This is a genomic window from Microbacterium sp. NPDC058062 (assembly GCF_042885375.1).
Taxonomy (GTDB): Bacteria; Actinomycetota; Actinomycetes; order Actinomycetales; family Microbacteriaceae; genus Microbacterium; species Microbacterium trichothecenolyticum_C.
The window spans coordinates 1-12,914 of the sequence record NZ_JBHVSC010000011.1; the positions used below are offsets into that span (position 1 = coordinate 1).

Below are 12,914 nucleotides of genomic sequence, written 5' to 3' on the forward strand. Positions count from 1 at the left end.
GGATCATAAAAGACAGGGGGCAGCAATCATGCCGGGCCCGGCAGGCCGTCACCGCCCAGCATGCTCACCAAGCGGCTGCGAAGAAAGTAACGGGGGCTCCTCGATCAGGGCGCTCAGCAAGGAGCTCCGTGACGGGGCTCAGTTCCAGGCGCGCCCCGGCCGTGGAGACAGCCCTCCCAGACCCCCAGGCTGGGAGGGCGCTTCCTGCCGCTCACCCCGGGGCGGCAGGTGTCATCCCCTCACCCTCGAGACGTCCGTGATCTTGCGCCCACGGTGCCTGCACCGGAGTCGCCACCGGCTCCTGATGGTCCCCACTCGAGTGGTTTCAGCGTGTCGGCCACGTACCACCTGACTTCGCCGCCCCCGATGAGGACAGCCTGCACGGTGACGTGGTTCTCGTCGATGAGCCCCGATCTGCTCGGCGCATCGTGAGCCGCAGCCGCCACGATCTTGCCTGAGCTGCCGTCGGGTGTGGTCACGAGCTGGCCCGTTTGCAACATGATCTTGACCCCTCCACCCCGCACGCTCCTCTTGAGGCGGGTGTCTCGGTAGGCCCTTGACAGAGGGGGATCCGGGTCTTCTCGTCGCCCACTTCAGTCCCGCAGACGGCGGGCGAGGACGGGAGTGCGCTCGAACGACACGTCCATCTCGCTCATGGCGGTCGCCGGGCTCGCGACCGGCGTCGTGTCGTGCCCGCGCCGGCGACTCGGCGGATCGCCCTCGGACCCGGCGCCGGGCTCGTCGACCTCGGCGACCGGCGTGTGGCGCGGGTCGCGACGGTAGGCCCGCGCAGGTCCGCTTCGCGCACGGGTGGCCAGGAGTGCCGCGATGCCGCCTGCCATGAGGCCGAGGAACAGACCGCCGGCCACGAACACCGGGACGCCGGGCCGGTTGGAATCTGTCGGCGGGCTCGCCGGAGTCACGAGACTGCCGGGATAGAAGGACGCGGCCTCCAGTTGCGCCAGCTCCTGGCTGAGCGCGTCGAGCTGCAGCTGTGTCGCCTGGCGGGAATCGCTGCCCGGGGATTGCGAGTCAGTGAGTGCTTGCAGCCGTTCGACGGAGTCGGTCAGAGCGGTCGTGGTCTGATCGACGACCCGACGCGCGTTGTCGGACCGTGTCTCGCCGTAGGCGGACGCTACCGCGTTCACCCATTCCGCGGACCGCTCCGGGGAGGGGGTCGTCACCTCGAAGGTGAGCACCTGAGACCCGCGCGGGACCTGCACCACGGTCGACTCTCGCAGCGCGTCGACGGAGGCGTCGTCGAGCGCGGATGCTGCTCGTTCCAGGACCGAGGCGGAGGTCGCGACCAGTCGCTCGGTCTCCATGTTGACGGTGTTGAACGAGGACCCCGATGCGAGGACGGTGATCGGCTCGACCGTGTGCTGTGCGGTCGCGGTGTAGGTCTGCGGCAGGATCACCCACGCCGCCGCACCGACGCCGACGAAGGCGACCACGGTCGCGGCGAGGACCCACCACGATTTCACGACCCCCATGTAGAGGTCTTCGAGCGTCCAGTGATTCGACACGACGATCCCTCGGTTCCCCAAATCGGCGGTTCGTGGCCCCCTCGCCTGCGCAGACCGAAAATGCGCTGCGCCACGCAGCCTCATCAGAAGAGACGGCGTCCGCAGCGACTTATTACGGCACTGCGCAGTGCGAAAGACTCAGAACCATGGCGGAGTCGACCCGGGTGATCGATTCCGGCGCCAGATTAAGACCACGCTCGTAACCGGCGGAGCCCCTGGCGCAGACGGCGCAATCGGAGTAAAAGAGCCCCCGGATCCTGGTTGTGGATGCGGCGATCGATTCGGATCGTCCCACTCGTGTCCAGGTGAGGGGATTCTCATCACCTCAGCCGGATTCGTGGCGTCTCGCCGCTGCGCAGGTCGGGCGCGGCGGAGCCGAGGGGAATGGGTTACCACCGCGCCGCGGCGCCGGCAGAGGGGAAGGAATCCGCCCCGAAGCCCGGAATATCGCGGTTACCGGCTGCCGCACTCTCGCGCTGGGAGGGGAAGCGCCAGCGCGTGGCGTGGTGCGGGTCGCCAATGGTAGGCCTGCTGTTCGCGCAGGTAAAGCCCCCGGGAACCGGGAACTCGGCGGCCTACTCTGGGCGCTCCAGAACCCGAATCCGCCAGTCTCGGCAACCCCCCTCGAGAGACCCGGCGCACCCACCGCGACGACCCGGCGACACCGCTCGGTCGCCCAGCGCAAGCGTGCGCGCTGAGGAGCTCGATGTCACCCCGTTTCACGTCGCCTTTCGACGATCTCGTCACCTTCATCGCCGGCCTTCCGGCGTCGATCGACTGGCAGGCGATCGGCGACTTCTTCGCCACGACCCGCTCCTACGTGCCCTTGGCGGTAGCTGGGGTCATCGTGTGGAGTCTCTGGCTCTACCGCTTCGTCCTGTCCCGGTTCGCTCGGCCGATTCGCAACGATCACCGCGAAACCACATCGGTCATCGTGCCGTCGTTCCACGAGGATCCGGACATCCTGATGCGCTGCTTGGAGTCGTGGCGTGCCCAAGACCCTGACGAGATCATCATCGTGCTGGACGTGGCCGATCTCGAGGCCTATGACCGCATCGCCGCCTTGCACGACCCCCGGGTGCGGCCTCTGCTGTTCCACCATGTCGGCAAGCGGTCGGCGCTGGGTGCCGGCATCCGCGAGGCGCGTTACGACGTGCTCGTGCTCGTCGACTCGGACACCGCATGGGCGGACGGTCTGCTCCGCGCGGTGCAGATGCCGTTCGTCGATCCCCGCGTCGGCGGTGTGGGCACCCAGCAGAGCGTCTACGAGCGCCGCAACAGCCTGTGGCGTCGGGTGGCGAACTGGCTCGTCGACCTCCGCTACTACGACTACGTTCCGGCGATGGGGCGTGCGGGCGCTGTGCCCTGCCTCTCCGGGCGAACCGCTGCCTACCGTCGAGCCGCTGTCCTGCCCGTGCTCGAGCATCTCGAGAACGAGTTCTTCATGGGGCGCCGATGCATCGCCGGCGACGACGGGCGCCTGACCTGGCTGGTGCTCGCCTCGGGCTACCGCACCGTGCACCAGTCCGACGCCCAGGCGCTGTCGATGTTCCCCGACACCCTCCGCGCCTTCGTGAAGCAGCGCGTGCGATGGAGCCGCAACTCGTATCGCTGCTATCTCACGGCCATCGCCAAGGGATGGCTGTGGCAGACGCCGTTCGTCACGAAGATCACCGTCCTGCAGATCCTGCTCACGCCGGTGACGATGGGGCTCACCCTCTTCTACCTGTTCTTCGCGCGGCTCGAGCCGACGACCACGGGCGTTCTGGCGGTCGTCGGATGGGTGCTGGTCGGTCGCGGCATCCGAGGGATCTCGCACCTGGCGCGGCACCCCGGAGACATCTTCATCCTGCCTGTGGTGGCGCTCACGGTGATCTTCATCGCGCTGCCCATCAAGCTGTGGGCGTTCGTGACGATGAACAAGCAGGGGTGGCTGACGCGTCGCGCTTCGCAGATCGGCGGCGACGGCCAGACGTCGTCGACCCGAGGCCCGGCGTCCTCCTCTCGCGACCGTGCCGGGGGCCTGCACCCCGCGCAGACGCCGGAACCCGTGGGCGCACCCACGCACATCTCGGCTGCACGCACACGACCGCTCGACCGGGCGGCTGCCGAGACCCGTTCACCCGGCCCGCCGCCGCCGCTGCCTGTCTTCGCGCCCACCCCCCGCGACGCGCACGATAGGGGCGCACCATGAGTGTTCTGCAGAGACTGATCGGCACGCTTCTGCTGGTGGTGACCGTGATCGCGCTCGCGGTGGCGGTCGCGATCATCATCGGAGAACCGGACGCCGACACGGGGGATGCGACCGGCGACGCCGCATCAGGGCGTCCGTATCCCGGGGATCCGACAGCCGAGTCCCAACTCGTCGCCGCCGAACGCGACCGTCTCGCTATGGTCACTGCCCTCGCCGCGTCGGTGCCGTGGCGTGTGGACGGACTCGACGGGCCGTACCAGGTGCCGACGACGCCGCTGCCCACGCTTGTGCTCCCGGCGCGCCCTGAGCCGTACACCGTGGCGGAACTGCAGGATCTGTCGCCCGATGGCTTCGCCCAGCAGGCGGACGGTTCCTGGCTGCTGTCGGAGAACATCGTCGCGACGCGGGACGCCATACTCGATCTCTCCGGCGCAACCGACCTCAGAATGCTGAGCACGCCGGGAGGCTTCACATCCATCGTGGTCGTCGGGGGCACCCTGAGGGTCAGCGGCGCGCCTGGGGCGCCGGTCACCGTATCGAGCGTCGATCCGAACTCAGGCGCTCGCGACACGACGACTGCGGATGGTCGCGCGTACGTTCGCGTGAATGGGGGGAGCGTGGACGTGAGCGGCGCGGTGTTCACGGATCTCGGCTTCTGGGGCGGCGAGACCGGCGGGCTGTCATTCACCGGTCGGAGCGGTGAGAACACGAGCCCGACGCTGTCCGATCAGTCCGCGAACGCCCCGGGCGACGCCGCGGCGCCGATGCTCACGCCGGATGACGTCGCCGCGGCCCTCGACGGCAAGAACCAGGCGTCCACACCGGTCACGGGGACTGTGCGCGACACCACGATCACCGGCGGCGCCTATGGGCTGTTCCTCTCGGACGCGACCGGCTTCCACATCGAGAACACACGCATCGAAGGGGCCCTTGTCGCAGGGCTCGTGCTGCACCGAGCGGTGACCGACGCGCAGATCGTCTCGACCACCGTGCTCGACAGCGCCGCTGATGGCATCGTCGTCGACCGGTCCAGCACGTCGATCTCCTTGACAGACGTCACGGTGTCCGGGAGCGGCCGCAATGGCATCACTGTCGACGGTCGGCCGCTCGCCGGCGGCCCGAACGCCGCCGGAGCGCCCACGTCCGGCTATGGCGACGTCCAGATCACAGGATCCCGCATCGCCGACAACGATCGCTACGGGATCGAGATCAGCGGGGGCAGCGGGGTCACCGTGACCGACACGGATGTCGCTGCCAGCATCGTGGGTGTCGTCGTCGACGACGCCGCAGCATCCGTCTCCATCGACGGGAACACGATTGCCGGCCAGTCGCGACAGGCGATCGCGCTGCGCGACGGCGCAACGCAGGTCGGGGTCACGCACAACCGGATCGCGTCGGTGAACACCGGCGTGCACGTGGCCGATGGCGACGCCCAGATCCAGGACAACCGATTCCTGGCGATCGGCAGCCACGCCGTCACTCTCGTCGGACACGCCGGCGGGTCACGCGTGCTCGACAACACGATCGCAGGACACGGCACCGATCCGATCCACGATGACGCGATCGGCGGCTACGCCGCTCGGAACGACGTGGAGCAATGGGCCACACCGGTCACCCCGCGATCCGTGCTCGAGTTCCTCGCCCAGCCGCTCACACTCATCTGGGCAGCTCTCGGCGCGCTCGTCGTCATCACCGCACTCGTGCGCCGTCGTGCGCGAGAGCCGCACAACCCGTACCCCGAGCACGTGCCGCTCACCGAGCTCACTCGGGGCATCATCCCCGCCGAGTCCCTCAGAAGATCGGAGAAGTGAATGGTTGACTCGCCCCTCCATCAGCACCACCGCGTCGTCGGACGCTCCGTGATCATGCCCCTTCTTGTGACCCTGGCCCTGCTCGGCGGCTGCGCCGCCGGCAGCCCGCCCGGCGATGGCGCGTCTCCGTCAGCCTCGGAACCGGAGCCGCGCGCGACAGACTCTGCCCGCCCGGCGGAAGTGCGATGCGATTCGGCGACAGCCGAGCCGGCCTCGGCCGAGGAGCTCCAGAAGGCCCTCGACGATGCGGCCCCCGGCGACGTCATCGTGCTGCAGGCGGGAACCTTTGAGGGCGAGTTCGTCGCGACCGCCCAGGGGACCGAGAGCCAGCCGATCACGCTGTGCGGGACAGCTGACTCGATCCTCGACGGCGGCGCGATCGACGGCGGCTACGTCCTGCACCTGGATGGGGCGACGCACTGGGTCTTGCAGGGATTCGCTGTTCGCAACGGTCAGAAGGGCATCATGGCCGACGCCACGACCGGAACGATCATCCGGCAGGTCACCGTCACCCATATCGGAGACGAGGGCATCCACCTCCGCAACGGCAGCACCGACAACCAGGTCCTCGACAACACGGTGAGCGAGACCGGCCTGCGCAAGCCGAAGTTCGGCGAGGGGATCTACATCGGCACCGCCGAGAGCAACTGGTGCGACGTCAGCGACTGCGAACCCGACCGGAGCGACCGAAACCTCGTCGAAGGCAACACGATCTCCGGCACCACCTCCGAGAGCGTCGACATCAAGGAAGGCACCACCGGCGGCATCCTCCGGGACAACACGTTCGACGGCGCCGCGATGAAGGATGCGGACTCCTGGGTCGATGTGAAGGGCAACGGCTGGCTGATCGAGGCCAACCACGGCACGAACTCGCCTGCCGACGGCTTCCAGACCCACGAGATCCTCGACGGCTGGGGTACCGACAACGTCTTCACCGCCAATGTCGCCGACCTCGACGGGAACGGTGTCGGCTTCGCCCTCGAGCCGGAACTCGACAACGTCGTGCACTGCGACAACACCGTCTCCGGCGACGGCAGCGAGCTGAGCAACGCCGAGTGCCACGACTGACAAGAACTCCCTCGCATACCCGAATGAAGGAGCAACGCGATGTCCACCTCCGAGCAACCCGAACGGATCGATCATCAGCGAAACCGAGTCACGGTCGTAGGGCTCGGATACCTCGGAGCCACACACGCGATCTGTATGGCGAAACTCGGTCACCGCGTGATCGGCGTCGACGTCGATGCCGACAAAGTGGCCGCTCTGCAAGACGGCGCGCTTCCGTTCCATGAGCCGGGCCTCCAAGAAGAGCTGAGCGGAGCGCTTGCCACGCACCGCCTGTCGTTCACGACCGACTTCGACCGAGCCGTCGAGCACGGCGACACCCTGTTCGTGTGCGTGGGCACACCTCAGAAAGAGGGAACGGATGCTGCGGACCTGACGTTCGTCGATGCAGCCTTCGACGCCCTGGCAGCGAGGCTCACCCGCAGAGCCCTCATCGTCGGAAAGTCCACGGTGCCTGTCGGCACCGCCCAGCGTCTCGCACGGCGTGTGGCCGCGGCGTCCCCCGCAGGAGACGATGTCGAGGTGGCGTGGAACCCCGAGTTCCTCCGCGAGGGGTTCGCTGTCGAGGACACGCTGCACCCGGACCGGCTCGTGTTCGGCGTCGCATCGGACTGGGCGCTGCGACGGCTGACGCAGGTGCTCGGCCCGGTGCTGTCCACCGGTGTGCCGGCGATCGTGTGCGACCTGCCGACGGCGGAGCTCGTCAAAGTCGCCGCGAACGCGTTCCTTGCCACGAAGATCTCGTTCATCAACGCGATGGCGGAGATCTGCGAGGCCGCCGGCGCGGACGTCGGGCTGCTCGCGCAAGCCCTCGGACATGACTCTCGCATCGGCAGCCGCTTCCTGAAGCCCGGTCTCGGCTTCGGCGGAGGATGCCTGCCCAAGGACATCCGCGCGTTCGCCCACCGCGCCGAGGAACTCGGCGTCGGCGGCACGCTGACCTTCCTCCGCGAAGTCGACCAGGTCAATCTGCGCCGACGGGCGCGAATGGTCGACCTGATCCGCGAGCTCGCCGACGGCGACCTGCGCGGAAAGCGGATCGCCGCGCTCGGGGCGTCATTCAAACCGGATTCGGACGACGTCCGCGATGCGCCGGCGCTCGAGGTGGCGCGCATGCTTGCCATGGAGGGTGCACATGTGCGCGTGTACGACCCGGCCGCCGCAGCGAATGCTCACCGAATCTACCCAGACCTCGACTACGCCGCCTCGCTCGCCGCAGCCGTCGACGACGCCGACGTCGTTGCGCTGCTCACCGAATGGCAGGAGTTCATCGACGCCGACCCCGAATCGATGGGCCGGCACGTGAGGCACCGCCGTGTCGCAGACGGACGCCGAGTCCTCGACGCGGCGCGCTACCGCCTCGCCGGATGGGACTACCGAGCCCTCGGCGGGCCCGAGCGCATCGTTTCCGTACCGGAGGAGAACAGGACGGGGGAGTTCCCGGCGACAGCCTTGCGATGACGGAAGCCCCATCGACCTTCGCCGGACGGGTGACCGGCGAAAAGGAACGACGTACCCCCAGCTACCCCCTCTTACCTGGTTGCTGGGGGTACGCCGCGCACCGGGCGAGCTCCGCAGATCCGCGCAACTCGGGGAGACGGGCCAGGCGCGCCTTCGGGTCGCGCGCCCGCCCATCCGCTGACGTGGGCTCGGTCGGGCCACCCGCCCGTCGACGTGCACCGCTGAGGCAGCGCACCGCGCTCACGACGCGTACGCGCCGATGCGGCGACACAGCACTCCGTGCCTCGAGCCCAAGCATTCGGTCCCTCTCCCAAGGGAGAGTGTGTTCTCGCTCGCACGCGCAGAACAGACCCTTGACTGAGCGGGCACACAATGCATGCATGCGGGTGAGCGGCGTCGGCCGAGTTCTGGCGGCTCGCGAATGCCACTCAGCCCGCTCCGCTACCGCAACTGCGCGAACAGTGTCAACCCTCCGCTCCCTGGCGTGCGGTGCGTCATGCTCGCCAGCGGACCGGCAGCGCCCGGTCACGGGGAGGGCGGGTCATCCTGCCCGGAAAGGAAGATCTCATGAGTATCGGAGCAGGTATCGCGCTCTTCGCGATCGGCGCCATCTTGGCGTTCGCGGTCAACGTCGACCTCGGGTGGGTGAACCTCGACATGGTCGGATACATCCTGATGATCGCCGGAGCGGCCGTCTTCCTGATCGGAATCGTGCTGCTGTTCCGTCGTCGCCGCACCGACACGGTGACGCGTACGGTCACAGATCCGGCGGTCGCGCGCACGGCGGAGCCTGGTGGTGTCACTCACCGGGTCACGCGTGAGACGGATGGCACCGTCGGCCTCTGACTCGAGCGCGCAGCAAGGGTCGCAGTATGCGCTGCGACCCTTGTCGCTTGCGAGCCATCCCCACGGTTGCTCGGAAGCTGCCTGGCGGCAGCGCGGTGTGCCACGGGATGTCGAAGGAGTCGCGATCCCTTGAAACACGGGGATCACACGTGGCGGAGGATGGGGGATTCGAACTCTCATGCTATTGAATACAAGTGGGCCGTTTTGCCGCGGAATTACGCGGTTTTCGGGATGTCTCCACCCATGGTCGCCAGCCTTCTCCTGCATCGATCTGCACGGCGTGTCGCCGGTTACTGTGCCTTAACTGTGCCACGAGGGCGGATCTACTGAGCCAGGCGTGCACGTCAGGTTCAGGCGACGTTCGCGATCGACGGCCTGCGCGATCGAATTCGACATCCCGGCGGCCGGGCCTTGACTCTGTCGCGTAGAATATGTTTTCTACGACATAATTCAGGGAGGTGCTCATGACCGCCGCTTCCACACTCGTGCGCGCTGCCCGAAAGAGCCGCAGGCTCACCCAGCAGCAACTCGCTGAGCGTGCCCACCTCGATCAGAGCAGTGTTTCTCGGTCCGAGGGGGGCCGCGATGCGGAGTTCAGCACCATCCAGCGCTTGCTCGCCGGAGCAGGGCACCGCTTGTATTCGGCACCTACCCAGCGGGACGACGCCGCGACCATTGCCGTCGAGATCCGCGAGCAGCTCAGCGTCAAAGACAAGGACCGCGCGTTGCGTGCGCTCCTGCAGCTCAACGACAACCTCGTCGCCGAACGAGGGCTCGTCCGCGGCGTGCTCGGGTTGGCAGAGCCGGAGTCCACCAAGGATCCCGTGTGGGATGCGGCGATCGCCGGCCTGGTGGCATGGCGATTGCGTGAGGAGGGGCTTCCAGTGCCCGATTGGGTGAACGGACCGAGTCGTCACCTCAGCATCCCTCGCACACTCGACGTCGATCCGGCAGACCCGATCCCACCAGAGTCAGAGGTGCCGGAGGAGTTCGCGGAACGAGGTGTGCGCGTGTGGCGTGACACCTTCGCGAGCGTCTGATCGTGGCGACCTCGCTGAACCGCGACGACATCATCGGCGGCCTTCGCGAGCTCATCGCGGAGTTGCGTGCCGCGAACGAGGTCGCCGGCGTCCGTCTGGTCGGTGGCGCCATGCTCCGACGAGTCGAGCAGGAAGGTCGGATTCGCACAAGCCGCGTCAACGGGGGTGAACTGCTGTCTGCTTTGGGCCTAACCAGTGGGTGTGGTGTCGAGAAAAGTGGGTTGAGCGCACCACTTCTCGGTGAGCGCGAACCGGCGCCGCGAGCACCTTGGCATGGTCCCCGAGCATCTCTACCGCGACAGCGCCGCGAGTGTGACGTCCTCGGTCCAGTACACCTGAGCCCTGCTGCCTTCACCCCACGCGCCCGCAGTTTGCTGTTCCGTTAGCGTGTGCGGGAGAGTTCGTCGCACCCTACGGGGCCGAAATGGACCCATCGCGGAAGATCGGTGATGAATGCCTGGCGGGTCGTGGTGTCGTCGAGCGCAGACCAGGCGACGTTGTCGTTCACCTCCGGTTCGAATTTGACCCACTCGAACCAGTTGACTAGATGTAGCTCCGGAAACTTCGCACGGGTCTCTTCCGCGAACACTTGCTGCCACCACGCCTGTCGGATGGCGCGTTCGCCCACGTCGTCGCCGCGGGGCACCACAAGCGCTGCGGTCTCCGGGATCGCCACGGGCTTACCGCGCGCGGAACCGTAGTCGGCATAGAAGTCGGGCACGGCCGTATCGTCGCCTCCCAGGCCTACGTAGGTGCCGGTGAGCTGTGCGGCGAACTTGCCGGATTCGGGCATCTCGTTCTCGCCCCACGGATGTGCTGATCCCCAGTGATATAGCGACATCCCCACCCAATCGACGTACTCATCGCCCGGGTAGTACGGCGCGTACGGATCATCGACCGAGGTGACATCCCCGTCGCCATCGGTGTCCAATACCGTGTGCGCGGTCGACCCGTCGGGTGCGGCGAACGCGCCACCGATGAATGGATAGCCGCCACCGTAGTTGGGTGCCCACGAAGGCACACGCAGCTATGGGTCGCTACTCACACGCAACGTCAAGGACGCCGGGTACCGAGTCATCGAGGCCGCCCATCCCAGTCGCGGCAGGATATCGAGCGCCAAGTCTGATCGGGTGGACGCGCGCCGAATCGCCGCGGACGTGCTCGCCCTTCCGCTGGGACAGCTGCGGACGCCTCGACAGGATGACGGATTGCGGGCGGCAACACAGATCCTGCTCACCGCTCGTGAAGAACTCACTAGCGAACGAACCCGAGCGATCAACTCACTCACATCTCTGCTGCGGACCGTCGACCTCGGCGTCGACGCCCGCCGCCCTCTGAGTGCCCGCCAGATTGCCGACGTGACGCGTTGGCGGACACGCGTCGAAGATCTCACCACCCGGACAGCACGCAGCGAAGCCGTCCGACGCGCCAAGCGCATCATCGAGCTCAACGGCCAGGTGGAGGCGAACCTGAGCCGTCTCACCGAGCTCGTGGCGGACAGCCCGGCCAACGAACTCGTCCTGAGAACCGGGATCGGCCCGGTGTCAGCCGCACATGCGTTCGTCGCCTGGTCGCACCCCGCCGCGTAACGAGCGAGGCCGCCTTTGCCGCTCTCGCGGGAGTGAATCCCATCCCGGCCTCCTCCGGAAACACGACACGGCATCGGCTCAACAGGGCGGAGACAGAAAGCTGAACCGAGCGCTCAATGTCATCGCCATGGTCCGCATGATTCACGATCCCGAGACCCGCGCCTACGTTCAGAGCCGCCGCGGCGAAGGCAAGACCGACCGGGAGATCCGGCGCATCCTCAAGCGCTACCTCGCCCGCAGCATCTACCGCAGTCTGAACGCCGTTTCACGACCCACTGCAGGGCCAGAGCGGCATGTGCGGTCGTCATCGAGCACGGCCGTAGAGCGCGACCCCGGCGACTCGAGGTAACCCAACACGAGGCTTGCGGTCAGGTGGTGGATGCCCGATACGTTGGGATAACGGTTCCCTCGCCACCGACCGGAAGGATCGCCATGAGCGTTCGCACCACGCCCTTCGTCCAAGATGCCGCGACCGGCAAGCGGGTGACACCGTGGTGGCTCGCCTACATCCTCGTCTTCCTCGTCCTCATCCTCGGCGTCCAAGCCGGCGTGCTCGCCGTGTTCTCGCAGACATGGCCGGTGGAGCACGGCACGCCCGAAGCGCAACTCCAGGAGATGATCGGGTTCGCCGCCGCGGGCGTGGTGCTGCTGTTGTGGGTGGTGTTGTTCGAACGCCGCAAGATCCGCACGCTGGGCTTCCGCCGCCCGGGCAGGGGACTCTTCACTCTTCTCGTCGGCTTCGTCGCAGGGTTCGCGCTGCTGTCGATCCCCACACTGTTCCTGTGGGCGACCGGCGCCTATGTGCAGGTCGAGCCCCCCGCCGGCGCGACCAGCGGGTCAGGCGCGGCCGGGCTGCTCGTGCTGCTGGCGCTGACGTTCGTGGTGCAGGGCGGGGTGGAGGAGCTCCTCACCCGGGGATTCCTCCTGCAGAACGGGGGACTGAAGTTCCCGGGGTGGCTCGCGGTGCTGCTGCCCGCACTGCTGTTCACGCTCATCCACGGCGTGCTGCTGAAGCCGCTGCCATTCGCGATGATCTTCCTGTTCGCGCTGATGGCGTCCTTCCTCGTGCTGCGCACCGGGGCGCTGTGGCTGGTGATCGGCATCCACGCCGGCTGGAACTTCACCCTAGGCAACATCTACGGCGTCCCTGTCTCCGGCCTGCCGCCGCTGACCACCTCCGCGATCTTCCTCGAGCCCGCCGCCGGCGCACCGGACTGGCTGACGGGCGGCGAGTTCGGCACCGAGGCCAGCCTTCCCGCGGTCATCGTGCTGGTCGTCGCGGCGACGGTCGCGTTCGTCGTATACCGCCGCTGGGACGCACGACGCTCCGCCGAGCTGCCCGCGATCCCCGTGGCGGACGTCGCGTGAGCGGCCGGCTTCGG

The 12,914-nt window shown here is 67.6% G+C and carries 11 protein-coding genes; 9 read left to right on the forward strand and 2 right to left on the reverse strand.

Translation table 11 applies throughout. From position 1 onward, the window contains the following. Positions 1-593: 593 nt before the first annotated feature. Positions 594-1,526 (reverse strand): YveK family protein, encoded by a 933-nt coding sequence (locus ACFVSU_RS21560; RefSeq protein ID WP_387147970.1) that lies wholly within the window; start codon positions 1,524-1,526, stop codon positions 594-596. A gap of 706 nt (positions 1,527-2,232) precedes the next feature. Between ACFVSU_RS21560 and ACFVSU_RS21565 the strand changes: the two genes are divergently transcribed. The 6 genes from ACFVSU_RS21565 to ACFVSU_RS21590 all read left to right on the forward strand — a co-directional run bounded on the left by ACFVSU_RS21565 (position 2,233) and on the right by ACFVSU_RS21590 (position 9,943). Beyond that, positions 2,233-3,720, forward strand: coding sequence for a glycosyltransferase family 2 protein (locus ACFVSU_RS21565; RefSeq protein WP_387147973.1), 1,488 nt, complete (start codon positions 2,233-2,235; stop codon positions 3,718-3,720). Further along, entirely contained in the window at positions 3,717-5,531 is a 1,815-nt protein-coding gene (locus ACFVSU_RS21570) for a right-handed parallel beta-helix repeat-containing protein (RefSeq protein WP_387147976.1), read from the forward strand. The genes ACFVSU_RS21565 and ACFVSU_RS21570 overlap by 4 nt, the downstream gene beginning before the upstream one ends. Continuing rightward, positions 5,532-6,599 (forward strand): nitrous oxide reductase family maturation protein NosD, encoded by a 1,068-nt coding sequence (locus tag ACFVSU_RS21575; RefSeq protein WP_387147979.1) that lies wholly within the window; start codon positions 5,532-5,534, stop codon positions 6,597-6,599. It begins immediately after the preceding gene. A gap of 39 nt (positions 6,600-6,638) precedes the next feature. Further along, positions 6,639-8,057, forward strand: coding sequence for a UDP-glucose dehydrogenase family protein (locus tag ACFVSU_RS21580; RefSeq protein WP_387147982.1), 1,419 nt, complete (start codon positions 6,639-6,641; stop codon positions 8,055-8,057). A 567-nt stretch (positions 8,058-8,624) separates the two neighbouring features. Then, positions 8,625-8,903: a DUF6458 family protein gene (locus ACFVSU_RS21585; RefSeq protein ID WP_387147985.1), complete on the forward strand. Its 279-nt coding sequence runs from the start codon at positions 8,625-8,627 to the stop codon at positions 8,901-8,903. A 464-nt stretch (positions 8,904-9,367) separates the two neighbouring features. Then, positions 9,368-9,943: a helix-turn-helix domain-containing protein gene (locus tag ACFVSU_RS21590; RefSeq protein WP_387147988.1), complete on the forward strand. Its 576-nt coding sequence runs from the start codon at positions 9,368-9,370 to the stop codon at positions 9,941-9,943. Between the two features lie 382 nt (positions 9,944-10,325). Here the strand turns inward: ACFVSU_RS21590 and ACFVSU_RS21595 are convergent, their stop codons facing one another. After that, the gene (locus tag ACFVSU_RS21595; protein ID WP_387147991.1) at positions 10,326-10,964 is read right to left on the reverse strand and encodes a hypothetical protein; all 639 of its coding nucleotides are present in this window, start codon (positions 10,962-10,964) and stop codon (positions 10,326-10,328) included. Here ACFVSU_RS21595 and ACFVSU_RS21600 point away from each other — a divergent pair. The 3 genes from ACFVSU_RS21600 to ACFVSU_RS21610 all read left to right on the forward strand — a co-directional run bounded on the left by ACFVSU_RS21600 (position 10,945) and on the right by ACFVSU_RS21610 (position 12,900). Then, positions 10,945-11,532 carry a transposase gene (locus ACFVSU_RS21600; protein ID WP_387147994.1) on the forward strand — a complete coding sequence of 196 codons (588 nt, stop codon included), beginning with the start codon at positions 10,945-10,947 and terminating at the stop codon, positions 11,530-11,532. The genes ACFVSU_RS21595 and ACFVSU_RS21600 overlap by 20 nt on opposite strands. Then, positions 11,511-11,636 carry a transposase gene (locus tag ACFVSU_RS21605; RefSeq protein ID WP_387148072.1) on the forward strand — a complete coding sequence of 42 codons (126 nt, stop codon included), beginning with the start codon at positions 11,511-11,513 and terminating at the stop codon, positions 11,634-11,636. Before ACFVSU_RS21600 ends, ACFVSU_RS21605 begins: the two co-directional genes overlap by 22 nt. A 328-nt stretch (positions 11,637-11,964) precedes the next feature. Continuing rightward, on the forward strand, positions 11,965-12,900 hold the full coding sequence (locus ACFVSU_RS21610; RefSeq protein ID WP_387147997.1) for a CPBP family intramembrane glutamic endopeptidase: 936 nt from the start codon (positions 11,965-11,967) through the stop codon (positions 12,898-12,900). Positions 12,901-12,914 lie beyond the last annotated feature (14 nt).

Excerpts from the sequence above, each read along its gene's own strand:
- ACFVSU_RS21565 (WP_387147973.1), top strand. The coding sequence starts at position 2,233 with ATGTCACCCCGTTTCACGTCGCCTTTCGACGATCTCGTCACCTTCATC.
- ACFVSU_RS21570 (WP_387147976.1), top strand. The coding sequence starts at position 3,717 with ATGAGTGTTCTGCAGAGACTGATCGGCACGCTTCTGCTGGTGGTGACC.
- ACFVSU_RS21575 (WP_387147979.1), top strand. The coding sequence starts at position 5,532 with ATGGTTGACTCGCCCCTCCATCAGCACCACCGCGTCGTCGGACGCTCC.
- ACFVSU_RS21580 (WP_387147982.1), top strand. The coding sequence starts at position 6,639 with ATGTCCACCTCCGAGCAACCCGAACGGATCGATCATCAGCGAAACCGA.
- ACFVSU_RS21585 (WP_387147985.1), top strand. The coding sequence starts at position 8,625 with ATGAGTATCGGAGCAGGTATCGCGCTCTTCGCGATCGGCGCCATCTTG.
- ACFVSU_RS21590 (WP_387147988.1), top strand. The coding sequence starts at position 9,368 with ATGACCGCCGCTTCCACACTCGTGCGCGCTGCCCGAAAGAGCCGCAGG.
- ACFVSU_RS21610 (WP_387147997.1), top strand. The coding sequence starts at position 11,965 with ATGAGCGTTCGCACCACGCCCTTCGTCCAAGATGCCGCGACCGGCAAG.